Source organism: Streptomyces sp. NPDC052020, from assembly GCF_040680575.1.
Lineage (GTDB): Bacteria > Actinomycetota > Actinomycetes > Streptomycetales > Streptomycetaceae > Streptomyces.
The window spans coordinates 38651-60847 of record NZ_JBFAWY010000034.1; the positions used below are offsets into that span (position 1 = coordinate 38651).

23 protein-coding genes and 1 tRNA gene are annotated in these 22197 nt (G+C 73.5%); 9 read left to right on the top strand and 15 right to left on the bottom strand.

Features of this window, described 5'->3' with window-relative positions; all coding sequences use genetic code 11:
• Nucleotides 1-7 precede the first annotated feature (7 nt).
• Nucleotides 8-601: a TetR/AcrR family transcriptional regulator gene (locus AB0L74_RS27745; RefSeq protein ID WP_365657976.1), complete on the top strand. Its 594-nt coding sequence runs from the start codon at nt 8-10 to the stop codon at nt 599-601.
• On the opposite strand, the gene AB0L74_RS27750 is transcribed toward AB0L74_RS27745, so the two are convergent.
• The 4 genes from AB0L74_RS27750 to AB0L74_RS27765 form a co-directional block, all read right to left on the bottom strand.
• A complete protein-coding gene (locus tag AB0L74_RS27750) occupies nt 540-1460 on the bottom strand; it encodes a LysR family transcriptional regulator (protein ID WP_365657979.1) in 921 nt (306 codons plus the stop codon). The genes AB0L74_RS27745 and AB0L74_RS27750 overlap by 62 nt on opposite strands.
• Before the next feature lie 275 nt (nt 1461-1735).
• Complete coding sequence (locus tag AB0L74_RS27755; protein ID WP_365657981.1) at nt 1736-2953, bottom strand: acyl-CoA dehydrogenase family protein; 1218 nt, start codon at nt 2951-2953, stop codon at nt 1736-1738.
• Between the two features lie 5 nt (nt 2954-2958).
• The gene (locus AB0L74_RS27760; protein ID WP_365657984.1) at nt 2959-3993 is read right to left on the bottom strand and encodes a phosphotransferase family protein; all 1035 of its coding nucleotides are present in this window, start codon (nt 3991-3993) and stop codon (nt 2959-2961) included.
• A gap of 246 nt (nt 3994-4239) precedes the next feature.
• A complete protein-coding gene (locus AB0L74_RS27765) occupies nt 4240-4536 on the bottom strand; it encodes a hypothetical protein (RefSeq protein WP_365657987.1) in 297 nt (98 codons plus the stop codon).
• A 170-nt stretch (nt 4537-4706) separates the two neighbouring features.
• On the opposite strand from AB0L74_RS27765, the gene AB0L74_RS27770 reads away from it, so the two are divergent.
• On the top strand, nt 4707-5654 hold the full coding sequence (locus AB0L74_RS27770; RefSeq protein ID WP_365657990.1) for an NADP-dependent oxidoreductase: 948 nt from the start codon (nt 4707-4709) through the stop codon (nt 5652-5654).
• A 39-nt stretch (nt 5655-5693) separates the two neighbouring features.
• On the opposite strand, the gene AB0L74_RS27775 is transcribed toward AB0L74_RS27770, so the two are convergent.
• From AB0L74_RS27775 to AB0L74_RS27790, 4 genes are all read right to left on the bottom strand, one after another.
• A complete protein-coding gene (locus AB0L74_RS27775) occupies nt 5694-6017 on the bottom strand; it encodes a DUF202 domain-containing protein (RefSeq protein WP_365657993.1) in 324 nt (107 codons plus the stop codon).
• Nucleotides 6014-6406, bottom strand: coding sequence for a DUF202 domain-containing protein (locus AB0L74_RS27780; protein ID WP_365657996.1), 393 nt, complete (start codon nt 6404-6406; stop codon nt 6014-6016). Before AB0L74_RS27780 ends, AB0L74_RS27775 begins: the two co-directional genes overlap by 4 nt.
• A 339-nt stretch (nt 6407-6745) precedes the next feature.
• Nucleotides 6746-7252: an NUDIX domain-containing protein gene (locus AB0L74_RS27785; RefSeq protein ID WP_365657999.1), complete on the bottom strand. Its 507-nt coding sequence runs from the start codon at nt 7250-7252 to the stop codon at nt 6746-6748.
• 34 nt (nt 7253-7286) lie between these two features.
• Complete coding sequence (locus AB0L74_RS27790; RefSeq protein WP_365658002.1) at nt 7287-8180, bottom strand: DMT family transporter; 894 nt, start codon at nt 8178-8180, stop codon at nt 7287-7289.
• Between the two features lie 363 nt (nt 8181-8543).
• Between AB0L74_RS27790 and AB0L74_RS27795 the strand changes: the two genes are divergently transcribed.
• Complete coding sequence (locus AB0L74_RS27795; RefSeq protein ID WP_365658005.1) at nt 8544-9494, top strand: hypothetical protein; 951 nt, start codon at nt 8544-8546, stop codon at nt 9492-9494.
• A gap of 32 nt (nt 9495-9526) precedes the next feature.
• Nucleotides 9527-11068, top strand: coding sequence for an APC family permease (locus AB0L74_RS27800; RefSeq protein WP_365658008.1), 1542 nt, complete (start codon nt 9527-9529; stop codon nt 11066-11068).
• Nucleotides 11069-11200: 132 nt separating this feature from the next.
• Here the strand turns inward: AB0L74_RS27800 and AB0L74_RS27805 are convergent, their stop codons facing one another.
• Together AB0L74_RS27805 and AB0L74_RS27810 are read right to left on the bottom strand one after the other, a co-directional pair.
• Nucleotides 11201-12598, bottom strand: coding sequence for a gluconate:H+ symporter (locus AB0L74_RS27805; protein ID WP_365658011.1), 1398 nt, complete (start codon nt 12596-12598; stop codon nt 11201-11203).
• Nucleotides 12599-12708: 110 nt separating this feature from the next.
• A complete protein-coding gene (locus tag AB0L74_RS27810; protein WP_365658014.1) occupies nt 12709-13236 on the bottom strand; it encodes a gluconokinase in 528 nt (175 codons plus the stop codon).
• Between the two features lie 137 nt (nt 13237-13373).
• Here AB0L74_RS27810 and AB0L74_RS27815 point away from each other — a divergent pair, with 137 nt between their 5' ends.
• On the top strand, nt 13374-14075 hold the full coding sequence (locus AB0L74_RS27815) for a FadR/GntR family transcriptional regulator (RefSeq protein ID WP_365658017.1): 702 nt from the start codon (nt 13374-13376) through the stop codon (nt 14073-14075).
• A gap of 55 nt (nt 14076-14130) precedes the next feature.
• Here AB0L74_RS27815 and AB0L74_RS27820 read toward each other — a convergent pair whose 3' ends face one another.
• A complete protein-coding gene (locus AB0L74_RS27820; RefSeq protein WP_365658020.1) occupies nt 14131-14505 on the bottom strand; it encodes a YchJ family metal-binding protein in 375 nt (124 codons plus the stop codon).
• A 73-nt stretch (nt 14506-14578) separates the two neighbouring features.
• Nucleotides 14579-14666, bottom strand: a tRNA-Leu gene (locus AB0L74_RS27825).
• Between the two features lie 185 nt (nt 14667-14851).
• Between AB0L74_RS27825 and AB0L74_RS27830 the strand changes: the two genes are divergently transcribed.
• From AB0L74_RS27830 to AB0L74_RS27840, 3 genes are all read left to right on the top strand, one after another.
• The gene (locus AB0L74_RS27830; protein WP_365658022.1) at nt 14852-16177 is read left to right on the top strand and encodes a M20/M25/M40 family metallo-hydrolase; all 1326 of its coding nucleotides are present in this window, start codon (nt 14852-14854) and stop codon (nt 16175-16177) included.
• Between the two features lie 172 nt (nt 16178-16349).
• Nucleotides 16350-16583 (top strand): chaplin ChpH, encoded by a 234-nt coding sequence (gene chpH / locus AB0L74_RS27835; protein WP_365658025.1) that lies wholly within the window; start codon nt 16350-16352, stop codon nt 16581-16583.
• A 138-nt stretch (nt 16584-16721) separates the two neighbouring features.
• Nucleotides 16722-17483, top strand: a complete 762-nt coding sequence (locus tag AB0L74_RS27840; protein WP_365658028.1) for a chaplin family protein — start codon at nt 16722-16724, stop codon at nt 17481-17483.
• Between the two features lie 120 nt (nt 17484-17603).
• Here AB0L74_RS27840 and AB0L74_RS27845 read toward each other — a convergent pair whose 3' ends face one another.
• On the bottom strand, nt 17604-17792 hold the full coding sequence (locus AB0L74_RS27845; protein ID WP_365658032.1) for a DUF5703 family protein: 189 nt from the start codon (nt 17790-17792) through the stop codon (nt 17604-17606).
• A gap of 47 nt (nt 17793-17839) precedes the next feature.
• On the opposite strand from AB0L74_RS27845, the gene AB0L74_RS27850 reads away from it, so the two are divergent.
• Nucleotides 17840-18562 carry a hypothetical protein gene (locus tag AB0L74_RS27850; protein ID WP_365658035.1) on the top strand — a complete coding sequence of 241 codons (723 nt, stop codon included), beginning with the start codon at nt 17840-17842 and terminating at the stop codon, nt 18560-18562.
• A gap of 97 nt (nt 18563-18659) precedes the next feature.
• On the opposite strand, the gene AB0L74_RS27855 is transcribed toward AB0L74_RS27850, so the two are convergent.
• Together AB0L74_RS27855 and AB0L74_RS27860 are read right to left on the bottom strand one after the other, a co-directional pair.
• The gene (locus AB0L74_RS27855) at nt 18660-21197 is read right to left on the bottom strand and encodes a helix-hairpin-helix domain-containing protein (protein ID WP_365658038.1); all 2538 of its coding nucleotides are present in this window, start codon (nt 21195-21197) and stop codon (nt 18660-18662) included.
• Complete coding sequence (locus AB0L74_RS27860) at nt 21194-22180, bottom strand: aldo/keto reductase (protein WP_365658040.1); 987 nt, start codon at nt 22178-22180, stop codon at nt 21194-21196. The genes AB0L74_RS27855 and AB0L74_RS27860 overlap by 4 nt, the downstream gene beginning before the upstream one ends.
• Nucleotides 22181-22197: the final 17 nt, after the last annotated feature.

Genomic DNA, 22197 nt, shown 5'->3' on the forward strand with positions numbered 1-22197 from the left:
GGCGGCAGTGCCCAGGACGACGGACGGTGACGGGACACCGGTGCCGCAGCGGCTCCTGGCCGCCGCCACCCGGCTCTTCGCCGAGCAGGGCTACGACCGCACCTCCGTGCAGGAGATCGTGGAGGCGGCCGGCGTCACCAAGGGGGCGCTCTACCACTACTTCGGCTCCAAGGACGACCTCCTGCACGAGGTGTACGCGCGCGTGCTGCGCCTCCAGCAGGAACGCCTGGACACCTTCGCGGACGCCGACGAGCCGGTGGGCAAGAGGCTGCGGGACGCGGCGGCCGACGTCGTCGTCACCACCATCGAGAACCTCGACGACGCGTCGATCTTCTTCCGCTCCATGCACCACCTCAGCCCGGAGAAGAACAAGCAGGTACGCGCCGAGCGCCGCCGCTACCACGAGCGTTTCCGCGCCCTGATCGAGGAGGGCCAGCGGGCCGGCGTCTTCTCCACGGCGACCCCCGCCGATCTCGTGGTGGACTACCACTTCGGCTCCGTCCACCACCTGTCCACCTGGTACCGCCCCGACGGCCCGCTCACCCCCCGGGAAGTCGCCGACCACCTGGCGGATCTGCTGCTGCGGGCGCTGCGCCCGTGAGGTGATCGAGCAGGGCCGCCGCCGCGGGATTGCGCGGCCGCGGCCCGCGCCCGGCCAGGACGACCGTGCGGGCCGGCTCGGGCTGGCGGATCTCCACGCACGGCAGCCCCGCCCGCTCGCCGATCCGCCGCGGCACGAACGCCACCCCGATCCCGGCGCGCACCAGATCCACCAGCAGCCCGATCTGGGTGACGTCGCAGGTGATACGGCGCTCCAGGCCGCAGTGAGCGGCCAGGCGCCGCACCGCCGTCTCCAGGCCGGTCCCCGCGCGGAAGTCGACGAACGGCTCCTCGGCGAGATCCCGGATGAGCGTCCGGCCCGCCTCGGCCAGCGGGTGGCCCGGCGCGGTGATCAGTACCAGCTCCTCGTGCCAGGTGGCGTACGCGGTCAGCCCCTCGGGCAGCTCCCGCGCGTCCGGCGCGAGATACGCCAGGTCCAGCTCGCCCGCGCGCAGCTCCTCGGTCAGCTCACCGACCGGCGCGTCCCGCACGGAGACCTGGACGCCGGGGAACCGGCGGTGGAACGCGGCCAGCTCGGCGGGCAGGTCCACGCAGGTCAGCGTCTGGATCGTGCCGATGGCCACCCGGCCGGCGGCCAGGCCCGCCACGGCCGCGACCGCGTCCCGCGCGGCCTGCGCCCCGGCCAGCAGCGCACGGGCCTGCGGCAGCAGCGCGCGGCCCGCCTCCGTGAGCACCACCCGGCGGCCCGTGCGATCGAACAGGTCGGCCCCCAGCTCCCGTTCCAGATTCCGGATCGAGGTGCTGAGCGCCGACTGGACGATGAGTTCGGCACGGGCGGCGGCGGTGAAGCCCCCCTCGGTGACGACCGCCATGAAGTGGCGGAGCTGGCGCAACTCCATCCATCTATCTTAAAGATCGACGCCAGCGAAACCATCTGTTGGACCGCTGGACGGGCCGCGGTCCAGGCTGGAGGCATGAACCGCAGACCACCGCGTGGGTACCGCAGACCACCGCTCCGGCTTCGTTTCGTCTCCTTCGTCCGCGCCCTGGCCCGCGCGGACCACCACTACTCCGGGGGCTACTGACTCCGGGCGCTGCCGGGGCCGGTGTGCCGCGGGGCCGTGAAGCCTCGGGAGCCAGTGCCGCGACAGGGTGAACGTTGCCTGGCGCGGCACTAGGAGAGGTACTTCTTCAGCTCCCGGCGCGCCAGCGACCGCTGGTGCACCTCGTCCGGGCCGTCGGCGAGCATCAGGGTGCGGGCGCCGGCGTACAGCTCGGCCAGCGGGAAGTCCTGGCTCACCCCGCCCGCACCGTGCAGCTGGATCGCCCGGTCCAGGATGCCGACCACCGTGCGCGGCGTGGCGATCTTGATGGCCTGGATCTCGGTGTGGGCGCCCTTGTTGCCGACGGTGTCCATCATCCAGGCCGTCTTCAGGACCAGCAGGCGCAGCTGCTCGACCGCCACCCGCGCGTCCGCGATCCAGTTGTGGACGACCCCCTGCTGCGCCAGCGCCTTGCCGAACGCCGTGCGCGTCACCGCCCGCCGGCACATCAGCTCGATCGCCCGCTCGGCCATGCCGATCAGCCGCATGCAGTGGTGGATGCGGCCGGGGCCCAGCCGGGCCTGGGCGATGGCGAAGCCGCCGCCCTCCTCGCCGATGAGGTTCGACACCGGCACGCGCGCGTGGTCGAAGACGACCTCGGCGTGGCCGCCGTGCCAGTGGTCCTCGTAGCCGAAGACCTGCATCGCGCGCTGGACGGTGACGCCCGGGGTGTCGCGGGGGACCAGGACCATGGACTGCTGGCGGCGGATGTCCGCCCCGTCCGGGTCCGTCTTCCCCATCACGATGAAGATCCTGCAGTCCGGGTTCATCGCCCCGGAGATGTACCACTTGCGGCCGGTGATGACGTACTCGTCGCCGTCCCGCTCGATGCGCGTGGTGATGTTCGTGGCATCGGAGGAGGCCACGTCCGGCTCGGTCATCGCGAACGCGGAACGGATCTCGCCGTTCAGCAGCGGCTGGAGCCACTGCTTCCGCTGCCGCTCGTCGCCGAACTGCGCGAGCACCTCCATGTTGCCGGTGTCCGGCGCCGCGCAGTTGGTGGCGGTCGGGGCGAGCTGCGGACTGCGGCCGGTGATCTCCGCGAGCGGCGCGTACTGGAGGTTGGTGAGGCCGGCGCCGTGCTCGGCGTCGGGCAGGAAGAGGTTCCACAGGCCCTGGCGGCGTGCCTCGGCCTTCAGCTCCTCGACGACCGGCGGGGTGTCCCACGGCGACGCCAGCCGCGCCCGCTGCTCGTGGGCGACGGCCTCGGCCGGGTGGACGTACTCGTCCATGAAGGCGAGGAGCCTGGCGCGCAGTTCCTCGGTGCGCGCGTCGAACGCGAAGTCCATGCGGATCAGCCCTCCTGGGAGCCTTCGTGAAGAGTGGTCAGTCCGTGCTCGATGAAGACCGGGACGAGGTCGCCGATGCGGTCGAAGCCGCGGCCCACCGTCTGGCCCTGTGTGTAGCGGTAGTGGATGCCCTCCAGGATCACGGCGAGCTTGAACCAGGCGAACGCCGTGTACCAGGAGACGGCCGAGACGTCCCGTCCCGAGCGGGCGGCGTACCGCTCGATCAGCTCCGCCGGAGCCGGATGCCCGGGCGCCTCGGCGGTGGTGGAGACGGGGGAGCCGGGCAGGCCGAGCGGCGCGCTGTACATCACCAGCAGGCCCAGGTCGGTCAGCGGGTCGCCGAGCGTCGACATCTCCCAGTCGAGGATCGCCTTGATCCGGTCGTCCGGCCCGATCAGCACGTTGTCCAGCCGGTAGTCGCCGTGCACCACGGCCGGCGCGGCCGAGCGGGGCAGCTCCCGGCCGAGCGTGGCGTGCAGCTCGTCGATGCCGTGCAGGTCACGGGTGCGGGAGGCGGCCAGCTGCTTGGCCCAGCGGCGCAGCTGCCGGTCGAGGAAGCCCTCCGGGCGGCCGAAGTCCGCCAGGCCCGCCTCGGCGGGGTCCACGGCGTGCAGCTCGACGAGGGTGTCCACCAGATTCAGCACGGCGCCCCGGGTGCGGTCGGGGCCCAGCGGGGCGAGCTGGTCCGCCGTGCGGTACGGCGTGCCCTCGACGAACTCCATGACGTAGAAGGGCGCCCCGAGCACCTCCTCGTCCTCGCACAGCAGCACCGGGCGCGGCACCGGCACGTCCGTCGGGTGCAGGGCGCTGATCACCCGGTGCTCGCGCTTCATGTCGTGCGCGGTCGCCAGCACATGGCCGAGCGGCGGGCGCCGTACCACCCACCTCGCCGTGCCGTCGGAGACCGCGTACGTGAGGTTGGAGCGCCCGCCCTCGATCAGCCGGCCGGACAGCGGGCCGCTCACCAGACCGGGACGCTCGCGGTCGAGCAGGCCGCGCAGCCGGTCGAGGTCGAGTCCGGGCGGGTGGTCGGGGCTCATCGGCGCTCCTACGGGTCCTGCGGTGCCTTCCGGCGAACGGACAGTACCCGCTCATGATGCCGACCGGTCGGTATGCCGTCTAGTGCCGGGGCGGAACGTGATCGGCGCCACGATAGGACGGCAGCTCCCCGGCCGAGGCGGCGGGGAGCTGCGCGGTGGCGACTTCGGGCCGGAGGCCGGTCCGGATGGGGGTGACCGGACCGGGCCGACGGCCCGGGGGTCGGTGGGTATCCCGGTGTCCCGGTGTCAGTGGTCGTCCCAGTGGCCCTCGTGGGCGGCGTGGCGGTGGCCGTCGTGCAGATAGTCGACGTGGTCGCCGTGCTGCACGCGCGCGTGCCCGCAGTTCTCGCCGTGCTGGTGGTCGTGGCCCTGATGGGAGGCGTGGCCCGTGGGCTCGCACTCGTCCCAGTGCCCGGCGTGCTCGCGGTGCAGGTGGCCGTCGTGCGCGTAGTCGGTGTGGTCACCGTGGGGGACCGGGGCGTGCCCGCAGTCCCGGCCGTGGGTGTGCGGGTGGGCGGTGTGCTCCTGATGGGCGGTGGTCATGGCGCTCACCTCCGGGGCTCCGGAGCGGAAGGGGGTGGGTTGGAAAGGTGGTCGGAAAGTGGGTTGTCTGTAAGGGCCGGTTGTGGTGTAAGGGGGGCGGTGACACGCGAAAGGCGTACATCGGGTCATTTGGGTTGCGTGGCGTCCGGGTACCCCAGAGGGTCGGAACCATGAAGGCGATCAGCTACGCACGGTACGGCGGCCCCGAGGTGCTGGAGTACGGCGAGGTGCGAGAACCCAGGGTCGGGCCCGACTCGGTGCTGGTGCGGGTACGGGCGGCGGCCGTCAATCCGGTGGACTGGAAGTGCCGGGAGGGCTACCTCGACGCCGTCCTGGAGCCCGTCTTCCCGGTGGTGCCCGGATGGGACGTCTCGGGGGTCGTGGTACGGCCCGGCGCCGCCGTCACGGAGTTCCGGGCGGGAGACGAGGTCATCGGATACGTCCGTGAGGACTTCCTCTCCCGGGGCACCTTCGCCGAGTACGTCGCGGCCCCCGTGCGCACCCTCGCGCGCAAGCCGCGCAACCTGTCCTTCGAGGAGGCGGCCGGACTGCCCCTGGTGGGGCTGACCGCCTACCAAGTGCTGTACAGGGCCCTCGGGGTCAAACGGGGCGAGACGGTCCTGGTGCATGCCGCGGCGGGCGGGGTCGGTTCGATCGCCGTCCAGCTGGGGCGGTACCTGGGCGCCCGGGTCATCGGCACGGCGAGCGAACGCAACCACGACTTCGTGCGGGGACTGGGCGGCGAGCCGGTGACGTACGGGGAGGGACTGGCCGAGCGGGTGCGGGGGCTGGCGCCCGAGGGGGTGGACGCGGTGTTCGACACGGTCGGCGGCGAGGCTCTGCGGACGTCGGCGAACCTGCTGGCCCCGGAGGGGCGGCTGGCGTCGATCGCCGACGGCGACGTCGTCGAGTACGGCGGGCAGTACTGCTTCGTGCGCCCCGACGCCGAGGACCTGCTGCGGCTGTCCGAGCTGGCGGAGCAGGGGGTTGTGGGTGTGCACGTGTCGGAGACGTTTCCGCTGGAGCGGGCGGCGGACGCCTACCGGCGCAACCAGGAGGGGCGGACGCGGGGGAAGATCGTCGTGACCGTGGCCGGGGACGAAGGACGGCCCGGATAGCTCGGGCGGCCGGGTGGCTCGGGTGGCTGCGGCGCGGGGTCAGAGTACGAGGACCGCACCGCAGACGGCCATCGCCACCGTGCCGAGAGCCGCGGCGGTGGCGTGCGCCGGAGAGAGCGCCGGAGGGCTCGCCGCCGACGCGAGGGTGCGGATGCGGCGGTGGGCGAGGGTGAGGAAGGTCAGCCAGAGCACACAGCACGCGGCCGCGGCGACGGCCCCGGCGGGGGAGGCGCCGGTGTGCAGCGCGGTCCTGACGGCGAGTACGGCGGCCACGGTGGCCGACAGGGTCGTGCGGCGCCAGGCGAGGTGGGTGCGCTCGGGCTGGAGGCCGGGGTCGCGGTCCGGGGCGGCCGGGGAGCTCATCCCTCCCACCCGAGGAGGACCACGGCGACCATGGCGATCGCCACGACGGCGATCACCACGCTGAGCAGGGCCGGGAACCGGGACACCGGAAGGTCCTCGCCCCGGCGCATCGCCCGCTCGCAGCGCACCCAGTGGTTCACCGCGCGCAGGGCGCACAGCACACCGGCGGCGAGCAGCGCCAGGGCGAGGCCGACGCGCCAGCCCCAGCGGAGGTCCGGGAGGAACTGGTCGACGGCGAAACCGCCGCCTATCAGTGCGAGGGCGGTGCGCAGCCAGGCCAGGAAGGTGCGCTCGTTCGCCAGCGAGAAGCGGTAGTCGGGCGTGCTGCCCTCGCGTCGGATCCTGGCGGGCGCGAACCACAGCCGGACGGTCCGTGCGAATTCGATCACGTTGACGACCCTAACGGCTGAGTGCGCGCCTGTGCCCGGGCGGTTCGGCCGGGCGGCCGGGCCGGGGGCGCTGGGACGTGCGTGTGCGGTCCGGTGGGGTGCGCTGCGGCGCCTGTGCGGCCCGGCGGGGGGTGCGCCGTCCTGCCCGCGGCGCCCGGGCGGCTCCGGTGGGGTGCGCGTGGCGCCTTCCCGTCGCGGGCGGGTCGGGCCGCGTCGGGGGTCTCCGTCCTCGGAACGGCGCGGAATCGGCCGGCCGAGGAAGTCCGGGGGGCGACGCGCCAACCGCCGCGGGCGGACACCCCCGACACGTCCCTTCCCGCCGTACGCGCCCCGGCGGCATCACCCCCGATGCGCCCGCAGCCTCTCGTACGCCGCCAGCCCGTCCGGCACCCACTCCCACTCCCCGAGCCGCCGCCGGACCTCCTCCTCGGGGAGGAAGTCGTACCACGCCACCTCCTCGGCCTGCGGCCGCACCGGCATCTCGCAGCGGACCTCGTACACCGCCGACCACCAGGCGCGGCCGGCGCCGTCGTCGTACAGGAACGTGAACAGGTACTCCGGACGCGGCAGCCCGCTCACGCCCAGTTCCTCCTCGGCCTCGCGCAGGGCCGCGTCGTCGTAGGACTCGCCCGCGCCGACCACACCGCCGACGAACATGTCGTGGAGGGAGGGGAAGACCAACTTCGTCGCGGTCCGGCGGTGGACGAAGACGCGGCCCCCGGCGTCCCGGGCCAGTACGAAGACACAGCGGTGGCGCAGGCCTCGCGCGTACGCCTCGCCGCGCGGGGACTGCCCGATGACCTGGTCGTTCTCGTCGACGATGTCGAGGATCTCGTCAGCGCTCATGGCGCCCATCCAAGCACCGGGCCCGCCGGGGCGGTCAGCGCGGCTGGAGGTCCCGCGCCGGCGGGCGGTGCGCCGTGCCCCGGGGCATCGCCGGGTGCAGGCCCAGCAGGACGATGCCCCCGACGACGGCCGCCAGACCGCACGCTTCCCAGGTCAGCGCGCCCGCGTCGGTGCGCAGCCGGTCGCCGAGGAAGCCGACGCCGCAGGCGATGCCGGCCAGCGGCTGGGCCGCGGTCAGGGCGGGCAGCGACATCCGCAGGGGAGCCGTCTCGAACGCGCTCTGTACGAGGATCAGCGCGGTGACGCCGATGAGCAGCACGGCGTACGGCTGCCAGGAGGTCAGCAGGTGGGTCAGGCCGCCCGCCGAGAAGCGTTCGCCGCTGACCCGGGTGAGGGCGTCCTGGACCCCGTACAGCAGCCCGGCGGCCAGGCCCAGCAGGACCGGGGCGGAGCTCAGGCGGGGGCGCCTGGCGTACGCCGTGAGCAGCAGGGCGGACCCGGTCATCAGACCGATGATCAGCCAGTGCCGCAGCGGATCGGTGACCGCCGTGCCGCCGCGCGGTTCGCCCGCCACCACGAACGCGGCCACGCCGCCCGCGAGCAGCGCGAGACCGGCCCAGCCCTGGCGGCCCAGCGGCCGCCCGGTTTGCCTGCGGGAGAGCGCGAGCGCGAACAGCAGGTTCGTCGCCAGCAGCGGTTCCACCAGGGACAGCTCCCCCCGGCCCAGGGCGACCGCGCCCAGCGCCATCCCGGCCACCACCAGCCCCGTACCGCCCAGCCAGCGCGGCACCCGCATGAGGTCCAGCAGCAGGCGGGGCGAGAGGAAGTCGCCGAGCGGGGCCCGCTGGGCCGCGTTCTGCTGGAGGACGAAACCGAGGCCCATGCAGCACGCGGCGCTCACCGCGAGGACCAGAACCAGAACCGACACGCTGCGTACCTCGATGATCGGGCGGGCGGTGGGGCGGGAGCGCCGGCGGGGTCCCAGGGGTGCCCGGTCTGCCGTGGGAGCGCCCGGGGCGGCCGGGCGGCCGGCGCGGCCATGCCTGCGGTGCGGCGTGACCGTAGTGCCATGGTGCGGGGACGGGATGCGTGGCGCCATGGCGTGGACCACAACGGGCGGTGGCGGGACCCGGGCCGTGCCACAAATGCCCCTGGAGTCAGGGTAGTTGAAGCGTGTAACGCCAACTGAAGCCCTTGACGCGCAGCCTTGGCTCCCGGTTTGCTGTGCGTGATCGGTTCATGGCGGTCCGGCAGCCGACGGCCCCAAGAGTGCGCGTGAGGAAGTCCCGCGGTGCCCCCACCCCCGCCTCCTTTAGGCCGTGGTCGCAGACGCGCGGCCCAGGTCTTCGACGAGGCTCTCGACGACACCGAGCTCGTCGCCGCCCGCACCGCGCTCACGCAGGGGCGATGGCAGTCCGCCCGTTCCCTGCTCGCCCGGACCGGCGACGACTGGGACCGGCGCGGGCACCGGGTGACCGTCCTGGCCGCGGAGCCCTCCTGCGCCGCCTGGACCCGCGAGTGGCTGCTGGCCGAGCCCGAGTCCGCCGACGCCTCGGTCCTGCTCGCGCTGGCCCTGGCGCGGCGCGCGCTGCGCGGCAAGGAGAGACCGGAGCGCGCCCGGGAGGCGTGCCGGAGCGCCGCCGAGCGGGCCCCCGCCGATCCGACGCCCTGGTTAGGGCTGCTCATGCTGGAGCGGGGGCGGGGGCCGGAGCGTGATGTCGTGCGGCTGTTCGAGGAGGTGCGCGCGCGGTACGCCGACCACCATCACGCCCACCACCTGGTGGTCGCCCGGCTCGCCGAGCGCCGCGCGGACGCCGGGCCGGACCCGCTGCACGAGGTCTACGACTTCGCCGCCTGGGCCGCCGAGCAGGCCCCCGCCGACTCCCCGCTGGCGATCCTGCCGGTGATCGCGCACGCCGAGCGCTACCGCGCGCTGGCCACCGCCGGGCACGAGTCCGCCGACCCGGCGGCCTCGGGGCACTGGGCGGACCGCCGGGCCCGGCTGGTGCTGAAGGCCGCCTTCGACTGGTGGCTGGAATGGGAGCAGGACGGCCACCCGCGCCGACTGATCGACCTCAATTTCCTCGCCCACGCCAAGTACTGCGAAGGGCGGTCCGCCGAGGCCGCCGCCCTGTTCCACCGGATCGGCGACCACGCCACGCCCGAACCGTGGTCGTACCCCGGCCGCGACGCCCACACCGCCTTCCGTGCCGCCCGCGCCAGGGCGCTCGGCACGGTCTGACCCCCCGCATCCCACAGAAGGACGGTCTGACGATGACCACGGACAGTTCCCCCACGAGCCGGTCCGCCGGCGCCGCCATCAGCACGTTCAAAGGGCAGGAGCGGGCGCTGCGCGCCGACCGCCTCGGCACCGGGGGACTGCTGCTGTCCGTCCTCGCGGCGACCGGCCCGCTCATGGTGGTCGCGGGTGTCATGCCCACCACATACGCGGTGATGGGCATCGTCGGCCAGCCGCTGCTCTTCGTCGTGCTGGGGGTGGTGCTGATCCTGTTCAGTGTCGGATACGCCGAGATGAGCCGGCACGTGCACAACGCCGGCGCCTTCTACGCGTACATCTCCCGCGGGCTCGGCGGCACCGCCGGAGCGAGCGCGGCGCTGGTGGCGCTGGTCGCCTACAACGCCCTCCAGGTCGGCATCTACGGCATCCTCGGCTTCGAGGTCTCCGGTCTCCTGGCCACCTACGCCGGCGTCGAGGTCGCCTGGTGGATACCGGCGCTGCTGACCGTGCTGGCCGTCGGCGCGCTGGGCTGGCTGAAGATCGACGTCAACGCCCGCGTGCTCGGCGTCCTGCTGCTCATCGAGGTCGTTCTCGTCGTCCTCTTCGACATCGCCGCCGTCGCCGATCCCGGCGCGCAGGGGCTGTCGCTGGACGCGTTCGACCCGCAGACGCTGTCGGGAGCGGGAGTGGGCACCGCGCTGTGCTTCTGCATCGCCGCCTTCCTCGGCTTCGAGCAGGCACCCGTGTACGCCGAGGAGACCAGCCGCCCGCACGTCCTGGTGCCGCGCGTGATGTTCCTCGCGGTGGCCGGGGTGGCCGTCTTCTTCGCGCTCAGCAGCTGGGCGCTGACCGTGGCCGCCGGGCCCTCCCGGATCGTCGGCACCGCGCGGGAGCAGAGCGCCGGGCTGCTGTTCTTCCTCACCGAGTCCCGGCTCGGCGGCACCTTCACGGACGTCCTGCACGTGCTGTTCGTCACCGGCATGTTCGCGGCGCTGCTCAGCTTCCACAACGTCGTCGCCCGGTACGCCTTCGCCATGGGCCGCGAGGGCCTGCTGCCCGCCGCCTTCGGCCGGACCAGCGGCGGCAGCGGCGCCCCGGGCACCGGTTCGCTGCTCCAGACGGCCGTCTCCGCGGCCGTCGTCACCGGCTTCGCGCTCGCCGACGACAACCCGGCGGGGGACCCCACCGCACCCGTCCTGCACCTGTTCACCTGGGGCGGCAACATCGGCGCCCTCGGGGTCATCGTGCTGATGGCGGCGGCCTCCGTGTCGGTCGTGGTCTTCTTCGCCCGCCGCGGCGCCGCCCGGGCCCAGGCCGTGCGGATCGCGACGTCCTCGCTGGCGGCCATCGCCCTGCTGGTGATCGCCGGCTACACCGTGAAGGACTTCGACGTGCTGGTCGGCGCCGGTCCCGGCTCCTCCCTGAGCTGGGTGCTCCCCGGCATCATCGGCCTGGCCGTCGTCGCCGGGCTGGCGCAGGGCCTCGTCCTGCGCGCCCGCGCCCCCGAGCGGCACGCCCGCATCGGGCTCGGCAACGAGGCGTTCCAGATGGAGAAGGCGGCCCGGACCGGCTCCTGAGCGGCACCCGTCCGGCCGGAGGGGCACGGCCGGACGAGTCCGCCACACGCGACCGCCCCCGTCTCCCCGGGACGGCCAGTGGCGTCACGGGGAGACGGGGGCGGCGGGGCGGTCTGATCCGGAGGAAAGTCCCTAGATGATCAGGGACAGCAGCAGGACCAGGGCGCCGGCGACCACGGAGATGATCGTCTCCATGAGCGACCAGGTCTTGACGGTCTGGCCGACGTTCAGGCCGAAGTACTCCTTCACCAGCCAGAAACCGGCGTCGTTGACATGGCTGAAGAACAGCGAGCCGGCGCCGATCGCCAGGACCAGCAGGGCGGCGTGCGTGGTGGACATGTCGGCCGCCAGCGGGGCGACCAGACCGGCCGCCGAGACGGTCGCCACGGTCGCCGAACCGGTCGCGAGCCGGATCGCCACCGCGATCAGCCAGGCCAGCAGCAGCGCCGGGATCGACCAGTCGTCGGAGATCTCCAGGATCATCTGGCCCACGCCGGAGTCGACGAGCGTCTGCTTGAAGCCGCCGCCCGCGCCGACGATCAGCAGCACGCCCGCGATCGGGGCGAGCCCCTTCTCGACCAGCGACGACAGGCGCTCCTTGCTGAACCCGGCGGGCCTGCCCAGCGTGAACATGCCCACGATCACCGCGGCGAGCAGGGCGATCAGCGGGGAGCCGACGACGTCGAAGACGCGCTGGATCAGATGGCCGGGGTCGTCGACGATGATGTCGACCAGCGCCTTGGCGAGCATCAGGACGACCGGCAGCAGGACGGTGGCCAGGGTGGCACCGAAGCCGGGGCGCCGCTCGAGCTCCTCGGAGGCGCGCTGCGGGATCATGCGGTCCGGGGCGGGGACGTCGACCCAGCGGGCCGCGACCTTCGAGAACACCGGACCGGCGATGACCACCGTCGGGATGGCGACCAGCACGCCCAGCGCCAGGGTGACGCCCAGGTTGGCCTTGACCGCGTCGATGGCGACCAGCGGGCCGGGGTGCGGCGGGACCAGGCCGTGCATCACGGACAGACCCGCGAGCGCCGGGACGCCGATGCGCATCAGGGAGTAGTTGCCGCGCTTGGCGACCATCAGGACCACCGGGATCAGCAGCACGATGCCGACCTCGAAGAACAGCGGCAGACCGACGACGGAGGCGATGAGCACCATCGCCCAGGGCATCGACCGCTTGCTCGCCCTGGCGAGGATCGTGTCCACGATCTGGTCCGCGCCGCCGGAGTCGGCGAGCATCTTGCCGAGGATCGCGCCCAGGGCGATCAGGACGCCCACCCCGGCGACGGTCGAGCCGAGGCCGCTGGTGAAGCTGGTGATCACCTTGTCGAGCGGCGCCCCGGCGAACGCGCCGAGGGCCAGTGACCCGATGGTCAGCGCCAGGAAGGCGTGCAGCTTGAACTTGGTGATGAGCAGGACGATGACGGCGATGCCCAAGAGCACGGCCACGCCCAGCTGGGCGTGGCCGGCCGAGGTGATGGGCTCGGCGGTCTCCGCTGCCAGCATCTCGACGCTGAGTCTGGTCACGGTGGTTCCTAGAGGTGATGGGGAGTCGGGGGGGGAAGGGGGGTGACAGGGCCGTGGCACCGGTCGCGGTGCGGCCCCGGCACGGGGATGGGGGGGAGCCGGGGCGAGAGCTAGCGGGTGGGTCCGGGGAGGGCCCTCAGCGCCCGCACGGCACGCTCGGTGATCTCCTCGGGGCTGCCCGCGACGTCCACGGCCACGCCCGCCTCGTCCGGCTGAAGCGGCTGGAGCGTGGCGAACTGGGAGTCGAGCAGGGCGGTCGGCATGAAGTGCCCCTGCCGCTGGGACATCCGGTCCTCGATCAGCTCGCGGCTGCCCGTGAGGTGCACGAAGACGAGACCGGGAGCCGCGGCCCGCAGCCGGTCGCGGTACGACCGCTTGAGCGCGGAGCTGCTCACCACTCCGCCGAGGCCCGCCCGCCCGTGCGCCCAGGCGCCGATGGCGTCCAGCCACGGCCAGCGGTCGTCGTCGGTGAGCGGGGTGCCGGCCGACATCTTGGCGATGTTGGCGGCCGGGTGGAAGTCGTCGCCCTCGGCGTAGGGGACGCCGAGCCGGGCCGCGAGCAGAGGACCGATGGTGGTCTTGCCCGTGCCCGCGACGCCCATGACCACGACGACGTGGGGGGTGTGCGGTTGATGCATCGTGCTCTCGCTGTCTGCTGTCTTCGTTGACACGTGATGTCGACGCAACTGAAACCTATTAGGTAGGACAAATTCAAGAGGGTGTGATGTATAAGTCTGATTTTTTGATCCCGTGACGTGCCCCGTACGCTGAGTGCATGAGCACCATGGGCCGGGGGCTGCACGGCCGCGTACTGGACACCCTCGGCCCCGAGATCACCGCGGGGGAGTACCCTCCGGGCAGCGTCCTGCGGACGGACGAGCTGGCACAGCGTTTCGACGTGTCGCGCTCCGTGATGCGCGAGGCCGTGCGCGTCCTGGAATCGATGCATCTGGTCGAATCGCGCCGCCGCGTGGGCGTGACCGTCCGCCCCAAGGCCGAGTGGAACGTGTACGACCCTCAGGTGATCCGCTGGCGCCTGGCCGGCGCCGACCGCCCGCACCAGCTCCGCTCCCTGACCGTGCTGCGCTCGGCGGTCGAGCCGGTCGCGGCGGGCCTGGCGGCGCGCAACGCCACGGCCGAGCAGTGCGCGAAGCTGACCGAGTGCGCGCTCGGCATGGTCGCCAACTCACGCGGTCACCGGCTGGAGCAGTACCTCTTCCACGACATCGGCTTCCACCGCGTGATCCTCAACGCCTCCGGCAACGAGATGTTCGCCCGCCTCGGCGACGTCGTCGCCGAGGTCCTCGCCGGCCGCACCCACCACGACGTGATGTTCCACGACCCCGACCCGTCCGCCGTCACCCTCCATGTGAAGGTCGCCGAGGCGGTCCGCGAGGGCGACGCCGGCCTCGCCGAACGGCTCACCCGGGAGATCACCGTGGGAGCGCTGCAAGAGCTCGACATCCTGGCGCCGTAGCGCCGCCGCCCCGGCGGCCGGGCGGGCGGCGGACCGGGGACCGGCCGGGGGAGCGTCAGTCCAGGAAGTCCCCGTCGACGTACACCCACGCCCCGTCGACCCGCTCGAACCGGCTGCGCTCGTGCAGCGCGCCGCCCCGGAACGAGGCCCGGAAGGTCACGGTCCCGGTGGTGTGGAACGCCGATCCGCCGCCGGTGTCCAGGATCTCCAGCCCGGTCCACCGCGTCCCCGGGTCGAAGTCGACCCGCGCCGGCCGCGTGCGGGGGTGCCAGGTGCGCAGCAGGTACGCCTCGTCACGCTTGACGAACGCGCTGTAGCGCGACCGCATCAGCGCCTCGGCGGTCGGTGCGGGCGCCGCGCCGCGGTGATGGCGGCCACAGCACCTCTCGTACGCCTCGGGCAGCCCGCACGGGCAGGAACGCGTGGTCATGCCGCCATTCTGCCTGCTCGCGGCCGCCGTCCGGACAAGCGGAAGGGCCCCCGCGTCGCAGGGGCCCTTCCCGTGGTGTCCGAGGGGGGACTTGAACCCCCACGCCCGATAAAGGGCACTAGCACCTCAAGCTAGCGCGTCTGCCATTCCGCCACCCGGACAAGGTGTCTGTCGTGCGGGGTGTTCCCCGCGGCGACGACGTAAACATTACCAGGCTTTCGGGGGTGTCCGATCACCCCCGTCCGGACGTGAACGGCGTGTGACGGGCCGGGACCGGTCTTGGGCCCCACCGGCGGGAGAGGGAGGATGAGGGGGACCCACCAGCAGTGACAGCGGGAGGAAGCACGTGAGCGAGACGGGCACGGCCAGGGGCGTCACCGGCGAGGACGAGGTCGTGGACCTCTGCCGCGAGCTGATCCGGATCGACACCAGCAACTACGGCGACCACTCGGGTCCGGGCGAGCGCAAGGCGGCGGAGTACGTCGCCGAGAAGCTCGCCGAGGTGGGGCTCGAACCGCAGATCTTCGAGTCCCACCCGGGACGCGCCTCGACGGTGGCCCGGATCGAGGGGGAGGACCCGTCCCGGCCCGCCCTGCTCATCCACGGCCACACCGACGTCGTCCCCGCCAACGCGGACGACTGGACCCACCACCCCTTCTCCGGCGAGATCGCCGACGGGTGCGTGTGGGGCCGCGGGGCCGTCGACATGAAGGACATGGACGCGATGACCCTGGCGGTCGTGCGCGACCGGCTGCGCAGCGGACGCAAGCCGCCCCGGGACATCGTGCTGGCCTTCCTCGCGGACGAGGAGGCGGGCGGCACGTACGGCGCCAAGCACCTGGTGCACCGGCACCCGGAGCTGTTCGAGGGGGTGAGCGAGGCGATCGGCGAGGTCGGCGGCTTCTCCTTCACCGTCAACGAGAAACTGCGCCTCTACCTCGTCGAGACCGCCGAGAAGGGCATGCACTGGATGCGGCTCACCGTCGACGGCACGGCCGGCCACGGCTCGATGACCAACGACGACAACGCGATCACGGAGCTGTGCGACGCCGTCGCCCGGCTCGGCCGCCACACGTGGCCGGTGCGGGTCACCAAGACCGTACGGGCCTTCCTGGACGAGCTGTCCGACGCGCTGGGCACCGAACTCGACCCCGAGAACATGGACGAGACCCTCGCCAAGCTCGGCGGCATCGCCCGCATGATCGGCACCACGCTGCGCAACTCGGCGGCGCCCACCATGCTCGGCGCCGGCTACAAGGTCAACGTCATCCCCGGCCAGGCCACCGCCCATGTCGACGGCCGCTTCCTGCCCGGCTACGAGGAGGAGTTCCTCGCCGACCTCGACCGGATCCTCGGCCCGCGGGTGAAGCGGGAGGACGTGCACGCCGACAAGGCGCTGGAGACCGGCTTCGACGGCAAGCTCGTCGACGCCATGCAGAGCGCGCTGCGCGCCGAGGACCCCATCGCGCGGGCCGTGCCGTACATGCTCTCCGGCGGCACCGACGCCAAGTCCTTCGACGACCTCGGCATCCGCTGCTTCGGCTTCGCGCCGCTGAAGCTGCCGCCGGAGCTGGACTTCGCGGGCATGTTCCACGGCGTCGACGAGCGGGTTCCCGTGGAGGGCCTGAAGTTCGGCGTGCGGGTGCTGGACCGGTTCATCGACGCGTCCTGAAGCGACCCGTCCCGGTTTGGCCCGCTGAAACGAGACTTCACAATTCGCTCGGGCGTGCGGAGCCCGACTGGGACGGGTGAATGCGACCATAAGCTCGTAGCTCGATTACTCCCTCTTCGTTACTCGTCATGTGATCCGAAACATTGGGATCGCGTGCCAACGAGGAGGAATAATGATCAAGAAGGTCGTCGCTGCCGCGGTTGCCACGGGTGGCCTGGTTCTCACGGGCGCGGGCATGGCCGTCGCCGACGCCGGTGCCCACGGTGCCGCCGTGCACTCCCCGGGTGTCGTGTCCGGCAATGTCGTTCAGGCGCCGGTGCACGTCCCCGTGAACGTCTGCGGCAACACGGTCGACGTGATCGGTCTGCTGAACCCCGCCTTCGGCAACACCTGCATCAACAAGTGACGTTGAGCCTCACCCCCTGAGGGTCTGAGCCCGTCGGCCCCGGAGCGTGTGCCGCGCGCTGCGGGGCCGACCGGCCTTGAGAACACGAACTCGAGACAACGGCACAACGGCACAAGGTCGAAGGCAGGTATTCAGCAAATGCGACAGGTCACCCGCAAGGGCCTGATGACGATGGCGGCCGCGACCGGTGTGCTCGCCGCCGCCGGCGGCGCCGCCCACGCCGACTCCGGCGCTCACGGCGCCGCGTCCGGCTCGCCCGGCGTACTGTCCGGGAACACCGTGCAGGCGCCCGTGCACATCCCGGTGAACGTCTGCGGCAACACGGTCAACGTCGTCGGCCTCCTCAACCCGGTGGCGGGCAACGCGTGCGTCAACGAGGGCGGCGGCGCGTCCGGCGGCTACGGTGACGACGGCGGCTACGGAGGCTCCGGCGGCTCCGGCGGCCATGGCGGCTCCGGCGGCGCGCACGCCGACGGTCACGCCACCGACTCTCCGGGGGTGGGCTCCGGCAACCACGTCCAGGCCCCGATCCAGGTGCCGGTGAACGTCTGCGGCAACAGCGTCGACGTCGTCGGCCTCGGCAACGCGACCGAGGGCAACGACTGCGTCAACGAAGACGGCTCGCACGGCAACCCGCCGAGCAGCGGCCCCAAGACGCCTCCGAAGCAGCCGGAGAACCCCGGTGCGCCGGAGAACCCCGCCACGCCCGAGAAGCCCGACGGGCCGGACGACCCCTCGCGCGGCAACGAGCCGGAGGTCCAGTTCGTCACTCAGCCCAAGGGCACCGCGCAGCTCGCGCAGACCGGCAGCGACCTGCCGCTCGGCCTCGCCCTGCCGGTGGGCGCGGGAGCGCTGCTCGCCGGTGTGGTCCTCTACCGGAAGGCGCGTGCCTCGGCGTGACGCGACAGCTGGGGGCGAGCAGGCGTCCAGCACGTACCCGGTGCCGCACCACCGGCACACGGAGCGGGCCCCGCATCCGCGGGGCCCGCTGCGTCTCCGTCACTCACTCCCGGTCCCCGCTCACCACGTGGCGCGCACCTGGCGGATGATCCGCCGGCGCAATCGCACCCGGCGGCTGCCGTCGCGCAGCAGGCTCAGGCGGTACAACTCCCAGTGTCCGTACTCGGCGTGGTCCGTCAGCAGACGTGTCGCGGCCTTGCGGGAGACCCCGCGCGGTACGTACACGTCGACAAATTCGTATTCCGGCATCGCATCTATTGTGCGGGCTGGGCCCGGCTACGGATAGCGTCTGCACTATGTCTGATGCTGCGCAGCCCACCGCTGCCGAGGTACGCGCCGCCGCCGAGGCGGTCAAGACCGCGCTCGACCGCCACCTGGCCGCGGTCGAACGCAGGTCGGGGGAGGACGACCCGGCCGTCTACGAGGCGTTCAACCAGTTGGCCGCGGCCGCAGAGGCGTACGACGAGCTGCTCTACGACCGCTACGACGAGGTCACCCCCTTCGAGATCCCCGGCGCGGACGACACGCTGCCGCCGTACACCGGCCCCGAGGAGCCGAACGCGCTGAGCGTGCTGATCCGCCGCGACTACACCGTCGTGGAGCCGCAGCGGCTGCTGGCGCAGGCCAGGCGGATCGAGGCGGCCGATGAGGACGACGGCGCGGCCACGCACGCCTCCGGCACGGTCCACGGGGCGCTCGGCCTGCTGTTCGGCGAGTTCGAACCGGACGAGATCGCCTCGCGGCACAAGGAGTTCGGCCTGGAGGAGGGCGACTCCACGCTGTGGGTCACGGCCGCGGACGAACCCGCCGAGGCTGGCGAATGGCTGGAGGCACCGTTCGAGCAGATCGATCCGCAGGGGGTGGTCTGCCGGTTCGACGTCAGCGCGGTCTTCGACGACGACACCGACGACGACATCGACGCGCTCGACGAGATCGACGACGATGACGCTGACGGGGTGCTGGACGGCGAGGACGGCGAGGACGGTGACGATCTCGGACCGCGGGGCACCGGGCGCTGAGCGCTGAGCCCCGGGACGCGTCCCCCGGAGCGACGGCGGCGGTGGCCGTCAGGGCGGGCCCCTGACGGCCACCGCCGTCCCGCGTTCCCCGGCCCGCTCAGCCGGCCGCGGGCACCTGGGGAGCCAGCAGGGCCGGCAGCCGCGTCGTCCGGGGCTTGGCCGGGACCTCGGCCACGGCGTGCGGCAGCGCCTGCTCCACGCCGTGCACGACGGACAGATGGCGCTCGGCCCGGCCGAACGCCGTGTAGACCCAGGGACGGCTGAGGACCGGTGCCGCGTCGCCGGGCAGGACCACGACCACCGCGGGCCACCGGCCACCCACCGCCTGGTGCGCGGTCAGCGCCCACCCGTGCCGCACACACCGCTCCACGCGGTCCTTCGGTACGACGACGGCTTCCCCCGCGCAGGACAGGTGCAGCCCGTCCGCGTCGGCCTTCACCACCCGGCCCGGCAGCGTACGGCCCGGGGCGGGGGAGTAGGCGACACGGTCGCCCGGGTCGAAACCGCCGAAGCGGCCGGGGCCCGGGTTGAGCCGCTCCTTCAGCGCCGCGTTCAGCGCGCGGGTGCCGACGGCACCACCGTGCCCCGGAGTGATGACCTGGGTCTCGTCGGCGGGGACGCCGATCGCGCGCGGCACCGAGTCCGCGACCAGCTGCACGGTCCGGTGCACGGCCTCGCCCGCGTCCCGCACCGGGACGATCACGACCTCCTTGCCCGGCGCCGGAACCTGGTTTAGCTCTCCGGCGCCGATGCCGGAGACCAACTCGCCCAGCGGGCCGGGATCGGGACGCCGCGAGGCGATCTGGGGGCAGATCCGCGCTGCCAGGAGGTCCGCGAAGACCCGTCCCGGGCCCACGGACCACAGCACCGCCGGGTCCCCGGCCAGCACCAGCCTGGCCCCGTCCGGCAGCGACTCGGTCAGCAGCGCTCCCGCCTCGACGTCCAGCTGGGGGGCGTCGAACACGACGAGCAGATCGAGATCGAGCGCCCCGTCCGCGTTTCGCCCCGGCCCCTCGGAGCCGGCCAGGAGCCCGCTGACGGTCGTCACCGGAGCCGCCGGGTCCGCCGCCGCGTCGGCCGGGCCGCCCAGCAGCGCCGCGAACCGGGCGCGGCCGGCCGGGCTGGGCGTGGCGGCCCAGACGCGCAGGCCGAGGCCGTGGGCGGCGCGCAGCAGCGCCGCCGGTTCGGCGAGGGACGCCTCGCCGCCCGCGTGCAGGACCAGGGCGTGGGCCGCGACCGCGCGGATCAGGTCGGCCGCGGAACCCTGCGCCGAGGCGGCGGCCCGCTCCCAGTCCTCCTCGGCGGCGGCCCGCGCCGGCACCGAGTTCACCAGCCGGGCCAGACCGTCGGCGAGGCTCTCCTCCGCGAGCGCGTACCGCTCCAGGCCGATCAGGACACGCACCGGACGCTCGTCCTGCGCACCGTCCTCCTGCGCCGCCGCGTCGTCCGGCCGGGCCGGGGCGCCGGGCTCGTCCAGGGCGTCCTGGAACACCAGGGCCTCGCCCTCGGCGAGCGTGCTCTGCACGGCGGCGTCGGGGTCCGGCACGCCACGCCGGGCCAGCGTGGCCGTGAGCTGCGGCAGCTCCAGGGCGGTGTGCCCGGCCAGAGCCGCCTGCTCCAGGAGCCAGCCGGTGACCGCGCGGCCCCGCCGCTCGTCGCCGGGGCCGCACTCCGCGCCGAGCAGCGCCCGTGCGAAGCCGTCGGCCTGCTCCGGCCGTAGGCCCGCCACCCGCAGCAGCTGCCAGGGGTCCGCGCGCAGTCGCTCCTCCGCGCCCTCGCCGAGCACCGCGGCGACCTGCGGTGCGAGTGCTTCGGGCGCGTTGCCCTCGGTCAGCACGCGCCGCACGGCCCGCACGGTTTCCGCCGCGGGGGCCGCGGGCGCGGGGGCCGCCGGGACCGGCGCCGGCCGGGGCCGGCGGACCGGCTCGGGGGCGGGGCGGCGCGGAGCCCGCTCGGGACCGCCGAAGACGGTGGCCGCGGGCTTCTCGCCGCTCTCGACGGCACGGACGGCGGCGAGCAGATCGGCCGCCTTGCCGCTGAGCTTGGCCCCGCTCGCGATCGGCCCCTTCTTCTCGGCCTTGCGCCGCTCGATGCGCTCCCGCTCCAGCCGCTGGGCGAGCAACTCGGCCTCGGCCTCGGACAGGTCCCCGCTCCCGCCGTCCGCGTCCCCGGCGCCCAAGTCCTGCTCGCCGTGCTCCCCGGCGTGCTCGCCCGCGGTCTGCGCGTCTCCGTCTCCCGCAATGTCGAGGCTGCCGGGACCGGCGCCCTCGGCGCTCGCGCGCCGGGTCTCCGGATCGCCGGTCTCCGGGGCGTCGGACTCCGGATCGCCGGTCTCCGGGGCGTCGGACTCCGGGTCCCCGGTCTCCGGGGCGTCGGACTCCGGGTCCCCGGACTCCCCGTCCCCGGCGCCCGTGCCGCCGGTGTGCCCGACCGCGTGCCCGGCCGCCTCCTCGGCCCGCGAGGCCGCCTCACCACCGCCTGCCTCGTCGTCTGTCCCGTCCCGGCCCGGCGCGGGGTCCGCGCCTCCGGATTCCCGCGGTCCGGGCGGGGTGTCCGTGTCCCGGGACGCGCCCGCCTCCGTGGTGCCCGGTGTCCCCGGCTCGGCGTGCTCCGTGGTCTCGGGCTCCGTGCTCACAGCGTGCTCCAGTCGTGATCGGGATAGCGGTGCACGGGCGCCGACACGTCGTCGAGCGCCCGGCAGATCTCGTCAGGAAGACTAAGGGCCTCCACTGACAACGCCGCGGCGAGCTGCCGCGCGTTCCGCGCGCCGACGATGGGCGAGGCCACGCCGGGCCGGTCCCGGACCCAGGCGAGGGCCACCTGGAGCGGGGTCACGGCGAGCCCGTCCGCCGCCGTCGCCACCGCGTCCACGATGCGGCTCGCGGTGTCGTCGAGGTAGGGCGCCACGAACGGCGCCAGGTGTTCGCAAGCGCCGCGCGAATCCGGCGGTGTGACATCGCCCCGGTACTTGCCGGTCAGGACCCCGCGGCCCAGCGGGGAAGACGGCAGCAGCCCGATCCCCAGGTCGAGCGCGGCGGGCAGCACCTCCCGCTCGATGCCGCGCTGGAGCAGCGAGTACTCCATCTGCGTACTGGCCAGCCGGGTCCGCGCACCCGGCGCGGCCAGCTGCCAGGTCGCCGCCTTGGCCAGCTGCCAGCCGCAGAAGTTCGAGACCCCGGCGTAGCGGGCCCGGCCGCTGGCGACCGCCAGGTCCAGGGCGTGGAGCGTCTCCTCCAGCGGCGTGTGGGGGTCGAAGGCGTGGACGTGCCACAGGTCGACGTGGTCCGTGCCGAGCCGGGCGAGCGAGGCGTCCAGCGCGGAGAGCAGATGGCCGCGTGAGCCGTCGAAGCGGCGGTCGGGGTCGGGGACGCTGCCCGCCTTCGTCGAGATCACCAGATCCCGCCGCGGCACCAGGCCGTCCATGAGTTTTCCGAGCAGGTACTCGGCCTCCCCGTCGCCGTACACGTCCGCGGTGTCGACGAGGGTCCCGCCCGCCTCCCAGAAGGTCTTCAAGAGCTCCGCCGCGTCATGCTCGTCGGTGTCCCGCCCCCAGGTCAGGGTGCCGAGACCGATGCGGGACACGCGCAGGCCCGTGCGGCCGAGATGCCTCTGCTCCATGAACGCCGAGGTTACTG